We start from the raw sequence: 14788 nt of genomic DNA on the forward strand, positions 1-14788 counted from the left end.
CCAGTGGGGTGGGGAGGGGACGGGACGTCGCCGCGGCGTGCGAGGAGGTTTCCCCACGGCGATCACAGTGAACAGGAGCCGTCCCCCGGCGTCCAGCCGCCCGGGTCAGGGACGCCAGACCGGCAGCGACAGACGCATCGTCAGCCCGCCGCCGGGGGTGGAGTCCGCGACCAGGGAACCTCCCATGGACTCGGCCAGCCCCTGGGAGAGGGCCAGACCCAGACCGAGCCCGCTCTCGTTGTCCGTGTCACCGAGACGCTGGAAGGGGGCGAACATCCGCTCCCGCTCCTGCTCCGGAACTCCCGGACCGTGGTCGATGACCCGGATCTCCAGGTGGTCACCCGTGTGCTCCCCGACCACCGAGGGGGCCCGGTCCGGCGGGCTGAACCGCAGCGCGTTGTCGATGACGTTGACCAGGACCCGGGTCACGAGTCCGTGGTCCGCCGCCGCCTCCGGGAGGTCGTCCGGGACCGTGACCGCGACCCCTCGTCCCTCGTCACCGACCTGGGCGAGGGCGGAGAACACCAGCTCGCGCAGGTGCGACGGGCGGATCGTCACACCCAGCACCCCCGCCTGGAGGCGACTCATGTCCAACAGGTCCGTGACCAGGCCGGTCAGCTGGTCCAGGGACTCGTCGGCCATGGCGAGCAGCCCGTCCCGGTCCTCCTCGTCGAAGTGGACCTCCCGGCTCCGCAGGCTGGTCACCGAGGCCTTCGCGGTGGCCAGCGGTGCCCTCAGGTCGTGGCTCACGGCGGACAGGAGGGCGGTCCGCATCCGGTCGGCCTCGGCCAGGGGCCGGGCGGTGGCGGCCTCCCGTTCGAGCAGCTCGTACTGGAGGACGGCGGCCGTCTGCGCGGCGAAGGCCTCGATGATCCTGCGGTCGGCGGCACGGGGCTCGCGTCCGCGGAGGACGAGCACCTGATCGGAGTCCACCCGTACCTCCGTGTCGTCGGGAAGCGGCGCGAGCGGGTGGTCGTCCCCCTGGTACGCGACCACCTCCCAACCACCAGGGTCGTGCCGCTGGTCGGGGCGGGTCGACGCCCCCGCCCTCCTGCGCAGCAGGGCGACGGAGGTCAGCGAGAACGTCTCGACGAGACGTTCCATCAGCGCGTTGAGCGGGTGGGAGCCCCGGAGCACGTTGCCCGCGACGACGGCCAGGGTATGGGCCTCGGCGTTGGCCTGGGCCGCCTCCCTGGTACGACGCGCCGCCTGGTCGACCACCATGCTGACCGACACGGCGACGACCACGAACCCGGTCAGCGCCAGGAGACTCAGCGGATGGGTGACGGAGAGGTTGAGATACGGCTCGGTGTAGAAGAAGTTGAGCGCGGCGAAGCCGCCGACGGAAGCCAGCAGAGCCGGCCACAGTCCGCCGATCAGCGCCGTCACGGTCACCGCGGCGAACACCAGCACGATGCCGCTGGCCAGGTACTCCTCACTCCCCAGCCAGGTGCTGGCGACGCTGATCAGGGCGAGGGAGATCAGGGTGGCCGCGTAGGCGGCGATCCTGCGTCGGAGCGGGACGTTGCCCTCCCGGTGGGGCCGGACCCGCATCCCGGCCTGTTCGTGGGTGACCAGGTGGACGTCGATCGCCCCGGAGAGCTCCGTGGTCGTGGCACCGATCCCGGGGCTGAACATGCGCGCGACCCTGCCGCGTCGACTGGTGCCCAGGACCAGCTGGGTCGCGTTGACCCCGCGGGCGAAGGCGATCAGCGCCTCGGGCACGTCCTCCCCGAGCACATGGTGGAACGTACCGCCCAGATCCTCCACGAGCACCCTCTGGCGAGCGAGGAGCGCCGGGTCCGCACCGGTGAGCCCATCGCTGCGGGCCACGTGCACCGCCAACAGATCGGCACCGCGACCGCGCTCCGCGATCCGGGAGGCGCGTCGGATCAGGGTCTCCCCCTCGGCCCCGCCGGTCAGGGCGACCACGACCCGCTCCCGGGTCTCCCAGGGCTCGGTGACGCCGTGGACGCTCCGGTAGCGTTCGAGATCCGCGTCGACGCGCCCGGCGAGCCACAACAGCGCCAGTTCCCGGAGCGCGGACAGGTTCCCGCTGCGGAAGTAGTTGCTCAGCGACCTGTCGATCCTCTCGGGTCGGTACACGTCGCCGTGGGACAGCCGCTGCCGCAGCGCCTCGGGGGTCATGTCGACGAGCTCGATCTGTTCGGCCGCGCGGACCCAGGCGTCCGGGACGGTCTCCCCCTGACGCACCCCGGTGATCCGCTGGACGACGTCGTTCAACGACTCCAGGTGCTGGATGTTGAGTGTGGACAGCACGGTGATCCCCGCGTCCAGCAACTCCTCGATGTCCTGCCAACGCCTGTCGTTGCGGCTGCCGGTCACGTTCGTGTGGGCGAGCTCGTCGACCAGCACCACCTCCGGTGCCCGTTCGAGCACCGCTTCGAGGTCCATCTCCTCGAACTCGCGTCCCCGGTGGACGATCCGTCGCCGAGGAACCACCTCCAGGTCGTCGACCATGGCCTCCGTCATCACCCGCCCGTGGCACTCGACGAGGCCGATGACGACGTCCGCGCCCCTGTCGCGTCGACGGTGCGCCTCGTCGAGCATCCGGTACGTCTTCCCGACCCCGGGTGCGGCTCCCAGATAGACCCTCAGACCCCCACGCGCGACCATCGCACCCCCTCGTCTCCATCTTCGCCGGTCGCACGCGGCCGTTCCGACGACCCGCGCTAAGCGACCGCTAATTCACCTCCTCTTGGCGCTAACGGTGCGTTACCGGGACGTACTTCACCTCGGCGTGGACGCACAGTCGTCTGTGCCGCTTCGCGGTACACCTGGAGCGACTACAAGGAAGTGGAGTCATGTCCGACCTGCTGTTGGTTCTGCTGGGGGCGGGGTCCATCGGACTCTGCGCCGTCTACGCGCGCGGGTGCGAACGCCTGCTGGGTCCCGATCCCGACGGCGCGGATCCCCTCTCCCCATCGGGGTTCCACGATTCCGGCGAGACCGCCGGTCACCGCCCCGAGACCGGAAGTCGGTGAACCGATGCTCTGGCACGAAGCCGTCGCCCTGGCGGTGTCCCTTCCCCTGGCCCTCTACCTGCTGGCCACTCTGCTTTTCCCTGAGAGGTTCTGATGAGCGTGACCGCGTGGGCACAGTTCGCCCTGCTGATCGCGGTACTGGCCGTCACGGCCCCGCTGCTCGGCCGCTACGTGGCCAGGGTCTACGGATACGGCGAGGGAGTCCCCGCGCCCGGGGACCGGTTCCTCCTCCCGATCGAACGCGCCCTCTACCGGGTCTGCCGGGTCGATCCGGAGAAGGAGCAGCACTGGACCCGGTACGCCTACTCGCTGCTGGCGTTCAGCGCGGTCGGGTTCCTCGTGCTGTACGCACTGCTGAGAGCGCAGGGGATGCTCCCCCTCAACCCCGTGGGGCTGCCCGGCCTGGAACCCAACGTGGCCTTCAACGCCGCCGTCAGCTTCGTGACCAACACGAACTGGCAGGCCTACGCGGGCGAGGCGACCATGAGCCACCTGTCCCAGATGGCGGGGCTCACGGTCCAGAACTTCGTCTCCGCCTCCGCCGGGATGGCGGTGATGGCCGCCCTGATCCGGGGCCTCGCGCGACGTGGCGCGCGCACCGTCGGCAACTTCTGGGTCGACCTGGTCCGAGGGGTGACCCGCGTCCTCCTCCCCCTGTCCTTCGTACTGGCCCTCGTCCTGGTCAGCCAGGGCGTGATCCAGAACCTCAACGGACTGACGGTCGTCAGCACGCTGGAGGGGACGACGCAGTCGGTTCCCGGCGGTCCCGCCGCGAGCCAGGTCGCCGTCAAGCAGCTGGGCACCAACGGCGGCGGCTTCTTCGACGCGAACTCCGCCCACCCGTTCGAGAACACCACCGCGCTCAGCAACTTCGTCCAGACCTGGGCGATCCTCGTCATCCCCTTCTCCATGGCCTTCGCCTTCGGGCACATGGTCCGCGACCGGCGCCAGGGTCTGGCCGTGTTCGGAGTCATGTTCACCGTCTGGGCGACGATGAGCCTCGTGATCATGGGGGCCGAGGGCGCGGGCAACCCCCGGCTGGACTCCCTGGGCGTGGACCAGGCCATCAGCTCGGACCAACCCGGCGGGTACATGGAGGGCAAGGAGAGCCGTTTCGGCCCCGCCGCCTCCGGCCTGTGGGCGGCCTCCACGACGGGTACCTCCAACGGCTCCGTCAACGCCATGCACGACAGCTTCACCCCGACGGGCGGCGGTGCCGCCATGCTGCACATGATGTTCGGCGAACTCAGTCCCGGAGGCGTGGGAGTCGGACTCAACGGCCTGCTCGTCATGGTGATCCTCACCGTCTTCATCTCCGGACTGATGATCGGACGCACCCCCGAGTACCTGGGGAAGAAGATCTCCTCGAAGGAGATCACCCTGGTCATGCTCCACGTCCTGGCCATGCCCGTGGTCCTGCTCGGATTCGCCGCGGCCACCTCTGTCAACGACACGGCCCTGGCCTCGCTCAACAACGGCGGCCCCCACGGGCTCTCGGAGATCCTCTACGGCTACGCCTCGACCGCCAACAACAACGGGTCGGCCTTCGCCGGGCTGGACTCCTCGACCTGGTGGTTCACGATCACGATGGGCCTCGCCATGCTGGTCGGCCGCTTCCTGCTCATCCTCCCGGTCCTGGCCCTCGCCGGCTCCATGGCGCGTAAACGAGCGGTCCCCGCCACGGTCGGCACCCTGCCCACGCACACGCCGCTCTTCGCCGGCCTGACCGTCGCCGTGGTGCTCATCGTGGCCGGCCTGACCTTCCTGCCCGCACTCTCCCTCGGCCCGATCGCCGAACAATTCACCCTGTGAGCGCACCCATGAACCCAGAGACAACGGGAACCGGCGGCACCGAGACCCCACCGGTCACGGCCAGCGGGGCGAAGCCGCGCACCCCCGCCGAACGGCGCGGCGCCCTCATCAGCGGCCCGATCCTTCGCCGGGCCCTCATCGACTCCCTACGCAAACTCGACCCGCGTCAGCTGGTCCGCAACCCGGTCATCCTCGTCGTCTCCGTGGGCAGCGTCCTGTCCACGGTGGTCCTGTTCACCTCGCTGGGCGGGCAGGGCGGAGGGGAGGCCGTCTTCGCGACCCTGGTCACCCTGTTCCTGTGGGCGACCGTCCTGTTCGCCAACTTCGCCGAGGCCCTGGCCGAAGGGCGCGGCAAGGCGCAGGCCGAGGCCCTGCGCTCCACCCGGAGCGGGACGACCGCGAGGGTCCGGCGCCCCGACGGGACCACGGTCACGGTCGCGGGCACCGACCTCGACATCGGTGACGAATGCGTCGTCGGGGCCGGTGAGGTCATCCCCGGTGACGGCGAGGTGGTGGAGGGCATCGCGAGTGTCGACGAGTCGGCCATCACCGGCGAGTCGGCACCGGTGATCCGGGAGTCGGGCGGCGACCGGTCCGCCGTCACCGGCGGGACGACCGTCCTCTCCGACCGGATCGTCGTCCGCGTGACCAGTCGTCCGGGCGAGACCTTCATGGATCGGATGATCGCTCTCGTGGAGGGCGCCGAGCGTCGCAGGACCCCCAACGAGATCGCGCTCAACATCCTGCTCTCCGGACTCACCCTCGTCTTCCTCATCGTCGTGGTCACCCTCCAGCCGATGGCGATCCTCTCAGGGGCCCGGCAGGACACGATCATCCTGATCGCGCTGCTCGTCTGCCTGATCCCCACCACCATCGGAGCGCTCCTCTCGGCGATCGGCATCGCGGGCATGGACCGGCTGGTCCGCCGCAACGTGCTGGCCACGTCGGGCAGGGCCGTGGAGGCTTCGGGGGACGTCACGACACTGCTGCTCGACAAGACCGGCACCATCACCCTGGGAAACCGGCAGGCAGCCGAGTTCCTCCCGCTGCCGGGTGTGTCCGCGGCCGACCTGGCCGAGGCGGCGCACCGGTCGAGCCTGGCGGACGGAACCCCCGAAGGCCGTTCGATCGTCGACTTCGCGGTGGCCTCGGAACGGTCCCTGCGCGGACGCGGCGCGCCTCGGGGAACGGCGGTGCCGTTCACCGCGCAGAGCCGGATGAGCGGTGTCGACGAGGACGGACGCCAGGTGCGGAAGGGGGCCACCGACGCCGTGGCCCGGTGGGTCCGGGAACACGGTGGGGAGGTCACCCAGGAGTACCAGGACCTGGCCGCGCGGATCGCGGACCACGGAGGTACCCCCCTGGCGGTGGCGGAGGTCTCTGAACGAGGGCGACCCGCGCGTGCCCTCGGGCTGGTCCACCTCAAGGACACGGTGAAGCCCGGGATGCGGGAGCGCTTCGCCGAGCTGCGCGCGATGGGCATCCGGACGGTCATGGTCACCGGAGACAACCGTCGCACGGCCGCGGTCATCGCCGCCGAGGCCGGGGTGGACGACCACCTCGCCGAGGCCACCCCCGAACGCAAGCTCGAACTGATTCGCCAGGAGCAGCTGGCCGGGGCCCTCGTGGCGATGACCGGAGACGGCACCAACGACGCCCCCGCGCTGGCCCAGGCCGACGTGGGCGTGGCGATGAACACCGGTACCCAGGCCGCGCGGGAGGCGGGGAACATGGTCGACCTCGACTCCGACCCCACCAAGCTCATCGACATCGTGCGCGTCGGGAAGCAGCTCCTCATCACGAGAGGCGCCCTGACCACCTTCTCCATCGCCAACGACGTGGCCAAGTACTTCGCGATCCTGCCGGCGATGTTCGCGGCGTCGGTGCCAGGACTCGCCGCCCTCAACGTCATGGGCCTGGAGTCGGCGCGGTCGGCCGTCCTCTCGGCGGTGATCTTCAACGCCCTGATCATCATCGCCCTCGTCCCGCTGGCCCTGAGGGGGGTCCGGTTCCGCGCGCGCTCGGCCTCGGCCACGCTGCGGCACAACATCCTCGTCTACGGGCTCGGCGGGCTCATCACACCGTTCGTCGGCATCAAGGCCATCGACATGGCCGTCTCGGCTCTGGGAGTGCTCTGAAATGATCCGCCAGCTCCTCACCGCCACGGTGATGATCGCGCTGTTCACCCTCGCCCTGGGCGGTGTCTATCCGCTCGTCGTCACGGGGGTCGCGCAGGCGGTCTTCCCCCACCAGGCGAACGGTTCACTGGTCGAGGCCGACGGCCGGACCGTGGGATCGAGTCAGCTCGCCCAGGGGTTCGAGGACGACCGGTTCTTCCACCCCCGTCCCTCGGACGTCGCGTACGACGGCTCCGACAGCGGCGGCGCCAACCTCGGCCCCCTCGACGAGGGGCTGCTGGACGGCGTCGAGGACCGTGCGAACGCCTACCGCGCCCTCAACGGGTTGGACGACGGAGCCTCCGTCCCGGTCGACGCCGTGACGGCCTCGGCGTCGGGGTTGGACCCGCACATCTCCGTCGCCAACGCCACGCTCCAGTCGGCGCGGGTGGCCGAGGCCAGGGGACTGGACGGCGCGGACCTGGAGGCACTGGTCGCCCGGCACACGACCCCGCGCGCTCTCGGGGTCCTGGGTGAACCGGGGGTCAACGTCCTCACCCTGAACATCGCGCTGGAGGAGGCCTCCTCCTGACCGCGGTCCTTCGTACGGGGTGCGGCTGTGGGATTCTGCTCTGGCCGCACCCTCCCCGCCGTCCTCGGAATCGTGGACCCGCGGCGGCAAGCTCCAACGGCACAGAACGGTCCGGCATGAAAGAGTCCCGTCACACCTCGCCGTCGGTCCTGGTGGTCGACGACGATCCGATGCTGCTGAAGACCCTGGAGCTCAACCTGCGGGCCCGCGGGTACGCGGCACACTTCGCCCGCACGGGTGAGCAGGCCCTGAACCTGGTCGCCCAGCACCGCCCCGACCTCGTCCTGCTCGACCTCGGCCTGCCCGGGATGAGCGGCCTGGAGGTGATCCAGGGCCTGCGCGGGTGGTCGGGCGTCCCCATCCTCGTGCTGTCGGGCCGGGACACCGAGCCCATGAAGGTCGAGGCGCTCGACCTGGGGGCCGACGACTACGTCGTCAAGCCCTTCGGCATGGACGAGTTGTTCGCGCGGGTACGGGCGGCGATGCGCCGTGACGTGGAACCGCCCGAACAGGCGGTGGTCACGACGGCGGACTTCACCGTGGACCTCGCGGCGCAACGGGTCACCAAGGGCGGCTCACAGGTCCAGCTCACCCCCCGACAGTGGCACATCGTCGAGGTGCTGGTGCGCAACCGGGGGCGCCTGGTCACCCATCAGGAACTCCTCAAGCAGGTGTGGGGACCCAACTACGGTCGAGAGACCAACTACCTGCGGGTCTTCATGACCAAGATCCGTCAGAAGCTCGAACCCGAACCGCCCCGCCCCCGTTACTTCCTCACCGAACCCGGCCTCGGCTACCGCTTCCAGGGCGCTGAGGAGAACGGCGCCGGGGAGGTCTGAGGGCGGAGGGTCCCCGGCCCGGGACGCCCTCGCCCCCGGGCGGGGCTCGCGGTGAGCCGCCCGGGGGCGAGGAGGGGTCGGACGTGCCGCGCCGTCACTCCGTCAGGGACGGCTCCTCCGCCCGGGCCACGGTGTGCTCGTGGTGCCCACAGGCGGCGGTGTCGGGTTCGGTGCGCAGGTCACGCAGGAAGCTGACCACCACGCCCACGATGACCACGAGGAAGGGCGCCGAGGCCACGATCACCGTCTGTTGGAGGGCGTTGAGGCCCCCCGAGAGCAGCAGGATGATCGCCAGGGCGCCGGTCACCGCGCCCCACAGCAGCAGGATCGGCGTGCGGGGCTGGATGGACCCGTGTGTGGTGAGCATGCCCAGCACGTACGTGTTGGCGTCGGCCCCGGAGACGAAGAAGAGCACCGCCAGGATCACCACCAGCGTCGACGTCACCATGGGCAGCGGGAACTCCGCCAGGGTGACGAAGAAGGCGCTGTTCAGGTCCGCCGCGGTGGCCCCGGCGATGTCCGTGCCGTGGTTCAGGTCCAGGTCGATGGCCGAGCCGCCGAACACGGAGAACCAGGCGAAGAAGGCCAGGCTGGGCATCCCGAGGACGACCAGGATGAACTGGCGGATGGTGCGGCCGCGCGAGATGCGGGCCAGGAACACACCGACGAAGGCGCCCCAGGACACCCACCAGGCCATCATGAAGTAGGTCCACATCTGGAGCCACTCGGTGTCACCGAAGGCCGGGCCGCGCAGGCTCATCAGCAGGAACTCGCCGCCGTACTGGCCCAGGGACTCCAGGAAGAGGGAGACCAGGAAGGCCGTCGGGCCCAGGAACAGCACGAAGACGAAGAGCACCGAGGCCACCGACAGGTTGACCTCGCTGGTGTAGCGGATGCCCCGCTTGACCCCGGAGGCCGCCGAGAGGCTGAACAGCACCGTGACCACGACCACGATGACGACCTGGGTGGTGGCACCGGTGGGCGTGCCCAGGATGCGGTTCAGGCCGTTGTCGATCTGGAGCGCGCCCAGACCGAGCGAGGTGGTGGTGCCGAACAGGGTCGCGAACACCGTGAAGACGTCGATGGCCTTGCCTGCGGGGCCGTCGGCGTGCCGCCCCAGCAGCGGCCGGAACAGCGCGCTGACCAGGCCGGGACGCTGCTTGCGGTACATCGAGTACCCGAGCGCGAGGCCGAAGACCGCGAAGATCGCCCAGGCGTGCAGGCCCCAGTCGTAGAAGGAGTACTGGAGCGCGAGGACGGCGGCCCCGGGGGTTCCCGGCTCGGCCAGGTCGTGCGGGGGAGTCGCGAAGTGCGAGATCGGCTCGGCGATGCCGTAGGAGACCAGACCGATGCCCATCACCGCGCAGAGGATCATGGCGATCCAGGTGTGCGTGGCGAACTCGGGGCGGTCGTCGTCGGCGCCCAGGCGGACGCGTCCGTAACGGCTGAAGGCCAGCCAGACCAGCAGTGCGATCAGGAGGAGGGGGAGCAGCAGGTACACCCAGCCGAAGCTGGAGGTGATCCCGTTGAGGGCGGTGTTCATCGTGGACATCTGGTGTTCCGGGGCGGCCACGCCCCAGACCACGAACAGGGCGGAGATCGCGAGGGAGGCCCAGAAGACCACCCCGACGGTTCTTCGCCCGGCCGGAGCGTCATTCATGTGTCGACACCTTTCGATCGATCCGCGCCGCGGTCACGGGGGACACGCGGGGTGGGGCGTCGCACGGCGGTGGGCAGTGGAGCACGACCGTTCTGGGGTCGGTTGAGCGTGGCACGGGACTGAACCGCCTGTTCGTCGGTGGAAGATCGGGACCCGGAGCTCCGTCCCGGAGCGCGCATGGCGACAGGCGCCCCTCGCACCGAACGGAACAGCGGGACGGTCGGTGTCGAGGCGAGCGGGACGGAATCCGGGAGAACGAGAACAGCGCCGCGGAAGGAGTCCGCGACGCGGGTGTCGGTGGCGGCCACCGCTGGGACGGCCCCTGACCGAGTCGGCGCCCGGCGAGGTCGACAGCACGGCTGCGCACTGACTCAGGAGGCCCTCGCTCAGCTCCGGACCGGAGTACGGACCGGGCACCGCTCGTGGTCCGACCTTCGCCCACCGACCTTCGGGGGTCGGTGTGAGAGCGGTCGAGCCCCACGGGGCCGAAGAGCTGGAAAGGGCCTCCGGAAGAGCGTACTCGCATGTGGGAGCGGGGGCGCCACCCCGGTGGGGCGCCGGGGTCGGGCCGACGCGCGGGCGGGGAGCGGGGCGGGCGGCCCGTACGCGTCCACGCCCGAGTGGAGCGCGCACCCCGGTGCCGCCCCACGTACCGACCTCGCGGGCGGGCGTGCCGGACGCACCGGGAGGGGTCGGGGCGGGCCGGTCGTCGGAGCGGTCGGACGGCGCCAGGCCCTGTGCGTCGGGCGTTCGGGGAGGGAGGGGGACCGGCGGCACGCCGCGTGGCCGGGGTGCCGTACGGCGTCGGCGGAGGGACCGTGCCCGGGGCCGAGGCGGTGCACGCCAAGGCCCCGGAGGCGAACGGGGGTGCCCGCCTCCGGGGCCGTGCCGGTGGTGGAACCGGGGTGCGTGGCCCGCTCCGCTAGGCGCGGGTGCGTCGCGTCACACCGCCGCGCAGCACCGTGCGCACGCCCCGCTCGGGCTCGGCCAGCAGGGAGAGGTCGGAGAGCGGGTCGCCGTCGACGACGATCAGGTCGGCCCGGGCCCCCGTGCGCAGCGTGCCGACCTCGCCCTCCAGACCGAGCAGCGCCGCCGCCTCGCTGGTGGCCGAACGCACCACGTCGGCCGCGGGCTGGACCTCGCCGCGGATGGCGAACTCGGCGCTCTGGCGCGACTGCATGCCGCCGAGCAGGTCGGTGCCGAACACCAGGCGGACACCGCCCTCGTGTGCCATCCGCAGGGCCTCCAGCCCCTTGTGCAGCACCGTGTCCACCTTGGCCTGGCTCTCGGCGGGCAGCCCGTTGCGCGCGCCCTGGCGCGAGAGCTCGCGGTAGGTGACCAGGGTCGGCACCAGGAACGCCCCGTGCTCCACGAACAGTTCGACACTGCTCTGGTCGATGAGGTTGCCGTGCTCGATGCAGCGCACACCCAGGCGCAGGCCGCGGTTGACCGCCCTCGCGGTGTAGGCGTGCCCGGTGACGTACCGGTTGGCGGCCTCGGCCTCCTCGACGACCGCCCGCAGCTCGTCCTCCGAGGACTGGGTGGAGTCGATCCGGTCGGTGGGGGAGGCGACCCCGCCCGAGAGCATCACCTTGACGTGGTGCGCGCCGGTGCGGAGCTGTTCGCGCGCGGCCTTGCGGAACTCGACGGGGCCGTCGCAGACCAGGCCCGCGCCGGGGCAGCATCCGTGCTGGTCCGTGCCGTGTCGGCCGCGCGGCCGGAAGTCGCCGTGCCCTCCCGTCTGGGAGAGCGCCTTGCCGCCGAACACCAGACGGGGGCCGTCCACGAGCCCGTCCTCCACGGCCTCGGCCAGACCCCAGTCGGCGCCGCCCACGTCGCGCACCGTGGTGAAGCCGCGGCCGAGCATGTCGGACAGGGACCTGGCGGCGAAGGCCGCGACGTAGGAGGGGGAGTGGTCACCGACCGCTCCGAGGTCCGCGCTGAGGGCGGTGACGTGCACATGGGCGTCGATGAGGCCGGGCATGAGGGTGGCCCCGCCGAGGTCGACCGTCTCCGCGCGGTCGGTCACGGAGACCGGTACCTCGCCCGTGCCGCGCGCCGCGACGAGGCCGTCCTCGACGAGCAGCCAGGACCCGGGGGTGCGGGTGCCGGTCTCCGGGTCAAGCAGGGCTGTGTTCGTGTAGGCGGTGGGCCGGGGGCCGTCGGACACGGGGAACCTCCAGGGGTCGGGTGCACGGTCTCTGTTGCGGGGCGATCCGCAGCGACGAAATGCAATATACGTTGCATGGGGCCTCGGTCGTCGAGCGGGGGTGGTATCGCTGGGGTTGGCGCGACCCGGGTGGTCCGGACCGCTCGAACGGAGGAGGACCGATGGCGGACTGGATCGAGGAGACGCTCGCGCGGGGGCGCCTGGGCAGGGCCAGCGAGAGGGTGCTGCACGTCCTGCGGGACGAGCCCCGGTTCGCCTCCTACGCGACCACGGCCGAGGTGGCCGCCAGGGCCGAGGTCAACGTCGCCACCGTGGTCCGGGCGGCGCAGCAGCTGGGCTTCACCGGCTGGCCCGCCCTCCGCGTCGAGCTGCGCTCGCGCTACCTGGCCTCGCTCAGCGCGGGGGAGGTGTTGGCCGAGCACGCGGGCTCCGACACCGACCCGGTGCGCGCGGCGGTGCGCTCGGACCGGGAGAGCCTGGGACTGCTGGAGCAGACCCTCGAACCCGACCGGGTGCGGGCCGTGGCCGCCGCCATCCACGGGGCGCGAAGGACCCTGGTCCTGGGCTCGGGCACCTTCGCCGCTCCCGGCGTGCAGCTCTCCCACGCCGCCGGGATCATGGGCTACGACGTGCGCCTCCACGACTCCGGGGGGACCGCCCTGGCCAACTCGCTGGCCCGGATGGGGGAGGGCGACCTGCTGGTGGTCTGCGACCTGTGGATGCTCCCGGTCGGGCTGCGCCGAGCGGTGGAGATCGCGGCCGAGGAGTCCGTGGCGATCGCCCTGATCACCGACCGGCGGGACTCGCCCCTGGGCGCGCTGGCCGACCACGTCGTCGCCGTGCCGAGCGAGGGGGTGGGCATGTTCCCGTCCCTGACGGCGGCGATGGCGGTCGTGCACGCGGTGCTGGCGGAACTGGCCAGGGTCGGGGGTGACGCGGCGCTGGAGTCGGTCAGGCGGGCCGAGGAGCTCTGGCGGCGAGCCGAGCTGTTCTAGGTGATCTGAGTCACACCACATGCAACAAGCATTGCATAGTTGACATCGTTGCTGGTTACATCGGGCTTCACCCGCTGTTCACCACCCCATCGTGTCCCCTCCTGAGGCAGCTCATGCAAACGACCCACCTGGTCCTCATCACCGCCTATCTGCTGGTGATGGTCGGGATCGGCCTGTACTTCTCCCGGTCCTCCAAGCTCCGCACCGGAGAGGACTTCCTCTTCGCCGGACGGAGCCTGTCCACACCCGTCATGGTCGCGACCCTCGTCGTGACCTGGGTCGGATCGGGCACGATCATCGGTGGCGCGAACTTCGCCTACAACTACGGCCCCATGGCCGGCATGATCTTCTTCGCCGGTACGCCCCTGGGCATCCTGGTCCTGCTGCTGGCCGCGCGCCGCATCCGCAGGGCGGCCCGGCACACCGTGCCCGAACTGCTGGAGGCCCGCTTCGGCAGCGGGGTGCGCACCGTCGCGGCGGTGGTCACCACCATCGCCTACGTCGGCCTGGTCGCCTCGCAGTTCGTCGGCGGCGGCTACGTCCTCTCCCTGATCACCCCGCTCACCACGACCCAGGGCGCGCTGGTCGTCGCCGCCGTCGTGACGATCCTGACCGTCACCGGTGGCCTCTTCTCCGTCGCCTACACGGACTTCGTCTCCGCGATCCTCGTCTTCGGCGCGCTGATCGTGGCGGTACCGCTGATCCTGGTCGCGGTCGGCGGCCTGCCGGTGTACTGGGAGGGGCTGCCCGAGGCCTCCCGCACCCCGAACGGCGGCCTCAGCCCGCTCCAGCTGCTCGGCTACTTCCTGCCGCTTTTCCTGCTCCTGCTGGCCGACCAGAACCTCTACCAGCGGCTGGCCGCCGCCCAGGACGAGCGCTCCGCCCGCAACTCCACGCTGGGCATGCTCATCGCCAGCTTCTTCGTGTTCGTCCCCGTGATCATCCTGGCCACCTCGGCGTCCGTGCTCATGCCCGGGATCAACGGCGACGAGTCCGTTCTGCGCCTGGCCACCGACGGCCACCTGCCCACGCTCATCGGCGGGCTGCTGCTGGCCGGCGCCGTCGCGTTCGTCGTGACCACGGGCTCGTCGTTCATGCTCTCCGGCGCCTCCAACATCGCCTTCGACCTGTTCGCCAGGTTCGGCGGGAGCAAGGTCGGCGAGCGGGGCACCCTGGTCGTGCAGCGCCTCTCCGTCGTCGGCATCGCCCTGATCGCGGTCGCCCTGGGCCTGTACTTCCCGACCGTCCTCGACCTCCAGATGTACTCGTACACGATCTACGGCGCGGCGATCACCCCCGCCGTGCTGGCGGTCCTGTTCTGGAGGCGCGCCACCACGGCCGGTGCCGTGGCCGCCCTGATCACGGGCACCGTCGTCACCATCGGCTGGGAGCTGGCCGGGGCCCCGGGCGGGTTCAACGGCGTGATCGTGGCGCTGCCCGCCGCCGTGCTGGCCCTGGTGGTCGCGAGCCTGCTCACCAAGGCCCCCGACGCCCGCACGCTGGAGGCCGCGGGCGTGGACTGACGCCGAAGGAAAGGCGCCGCCGGGACTCCCGGCGGCGCCTTTCGCGTACCGGCACCAGCACCCGCACGGGCGCCA

The 14788-nt window shown here is 71.1% G+C and carries 11 protein-coding genes; 8 read left to right on the forward strand and 3 right to left on the reverse strand.

Features of this window, described 5'->3' with window-relative positions; all coding sequences use genetic code 11:
- Positions 1 to 105: 105 nt before the first annotated feature.
- Positions 106 to 2637: an ATP-binding protein gene (locus tag AC0VYL_RS08110; protein ID WP_475482764.1), complete on the reverse strand. Its 2532-nt coding sequence runs from the start codon at positions 2635 to 2637 to the stop codon at positions 106 to 108.
- Between the two features lie 188 nt (positions 2638 to 2825).
- Here AC0VYL_RS08110 and AC0VYL_RS08115 point away from each other — a divergent pair, with 188 nt between their 5' ends.
- The 6 genes from AC0VYL_RS08115 (at position 2826) to AC0VYL_RS08140 (ending at position 8365) form a co-directional block, all read left to right on the forward strand.
- Positions 2826 to 3005, forward strand: a complete 180-nt coding sequence (locus AC0VYL_RS08115) for a potassium transporter Trk (protein WP_475482765.1) — start codon at positions 2826 to 2828, stop codon at positions 3003 to 3005.
- 4 nt (positions 3006 to 3009) lie between these two features.
- Positions 3010 to 3099, forward strand: coding sequence for a potassium-transporting ATPase subunit F (locus tag AC0VYL_RS08120; protein ID WP_475460829.1), 90 nt, complete (start codon positions 3010 to 3012; stop codon positions 3097 to 3099).
- A complete protein-coding gene (gene kdpA, locus AC0VYL_RS08125; protein ID WP_475482766.1) occupies positions 3099 to 4817 on the forward strand; it encodes a potassium-transporting ATPase subunit KdpA in 1719 nt (572 codons plus the stop codon). The genes AC0VYL_RS08120 and kdpA overlap by 1 nt, the downstream gene beginning before the upstream one ends.
- A gap of 8 nt (positions 4818 to 4825) precedes the next feature.
- Positions 4826 to 6955: a potassium-transporting ATPase subunit KdpB gene (gene kdpB / locus AC0VYL_RS08130; protein WP_475482767.1), complete on the forward strand. Its 2130-nt coding sequence runs from the start codon at positions 4826 to 4828 to the stop codon at positions 6953 to 6955.
- Position 6956: 1 nt separating this feature from the next.
- Positions 6957 to 7526: a K(+)-transporting ATPase subunit C gene (gene kdpC, locus AC0VYL_RS08135; protein WP_475460835.1), complete on the forward strand. Its 570-nt coding sequence runs from the start codon at positions 6957 to 6959 to the stop codon at positions 7524 to 7526.
- A gap of 116 nt (positions 7527 to 7642) precedes the next feature.
- Positions 7643 to 8365, forward strand: a complete 723-nt coding sequence (locus tag AC0VYL_RS08140; RefSeq protein ID WP_475460837.1) for a response regulator — start codon at positions 7643 to 7645, stop codon at positions 8363 to 8365.
- Between the two features lie 94 nt (positions 8366 to 8459).
- Here AC0VYL_RS08140 and AC0VYL_RS08145 read toward each other — a convergent pair whose 3' ends face one another.
- Positions 8460 to 10025 (reverse strand): BCCT family transporter, encoded by a 1566-nt coding sequence (locus AC0VYL_RS08145; protein WP_475460839.1) that lies wholly within the window; start codon positions 10023 to 10025, stop codon positions 8460 to 8462.
- Between the two features lie 922 nt (positions 10026 to 10947).
- Positions 10948 to 12195, reverse strand: coding sequence for a metal-dependent hydrolase family protein (locus AC0VYL_RS08150; protein WP_475482768.1), 1248 nt, complete (start codon positions 12193 to 12195; stop codon positions 10948 to 10950).
- A gap of 161 nt (positions 12196 to 12356) precedes the next feature.
- Here AC0VYL_RS08150 and AC0VYL_RS08155 point away from each other — a divergent pair, with 161 nt between their 5' ends.
- A complete protein-coding gene (locus tag AC0VYL_RS08155; protein WP_475460843.1) occupies positions 12357 to 13190 on the forward strand; it encodes a MurR/RpiR family transcriptional regulator in 834 nt (277 codons plus the stop codon).
- 113 nt (positions 13191 to 13303) lie between these two features.
- A complete protein-coding gene (locus AC0VYL_RS08160; RefSeq protein WP_475460845.1) occupies positions 13304 to 14713 on the forward strand; it encodes a sodium:solute symporter family protein in 1410 nt (469 codons plus the stop codon).
- Positions 14714 to 14788: the final 75 nt, after the last annotated feature.

The sequence above is a fragment of the Nocardiopsis sp. iso_238 genome (genome assembly GCF_056173325.1).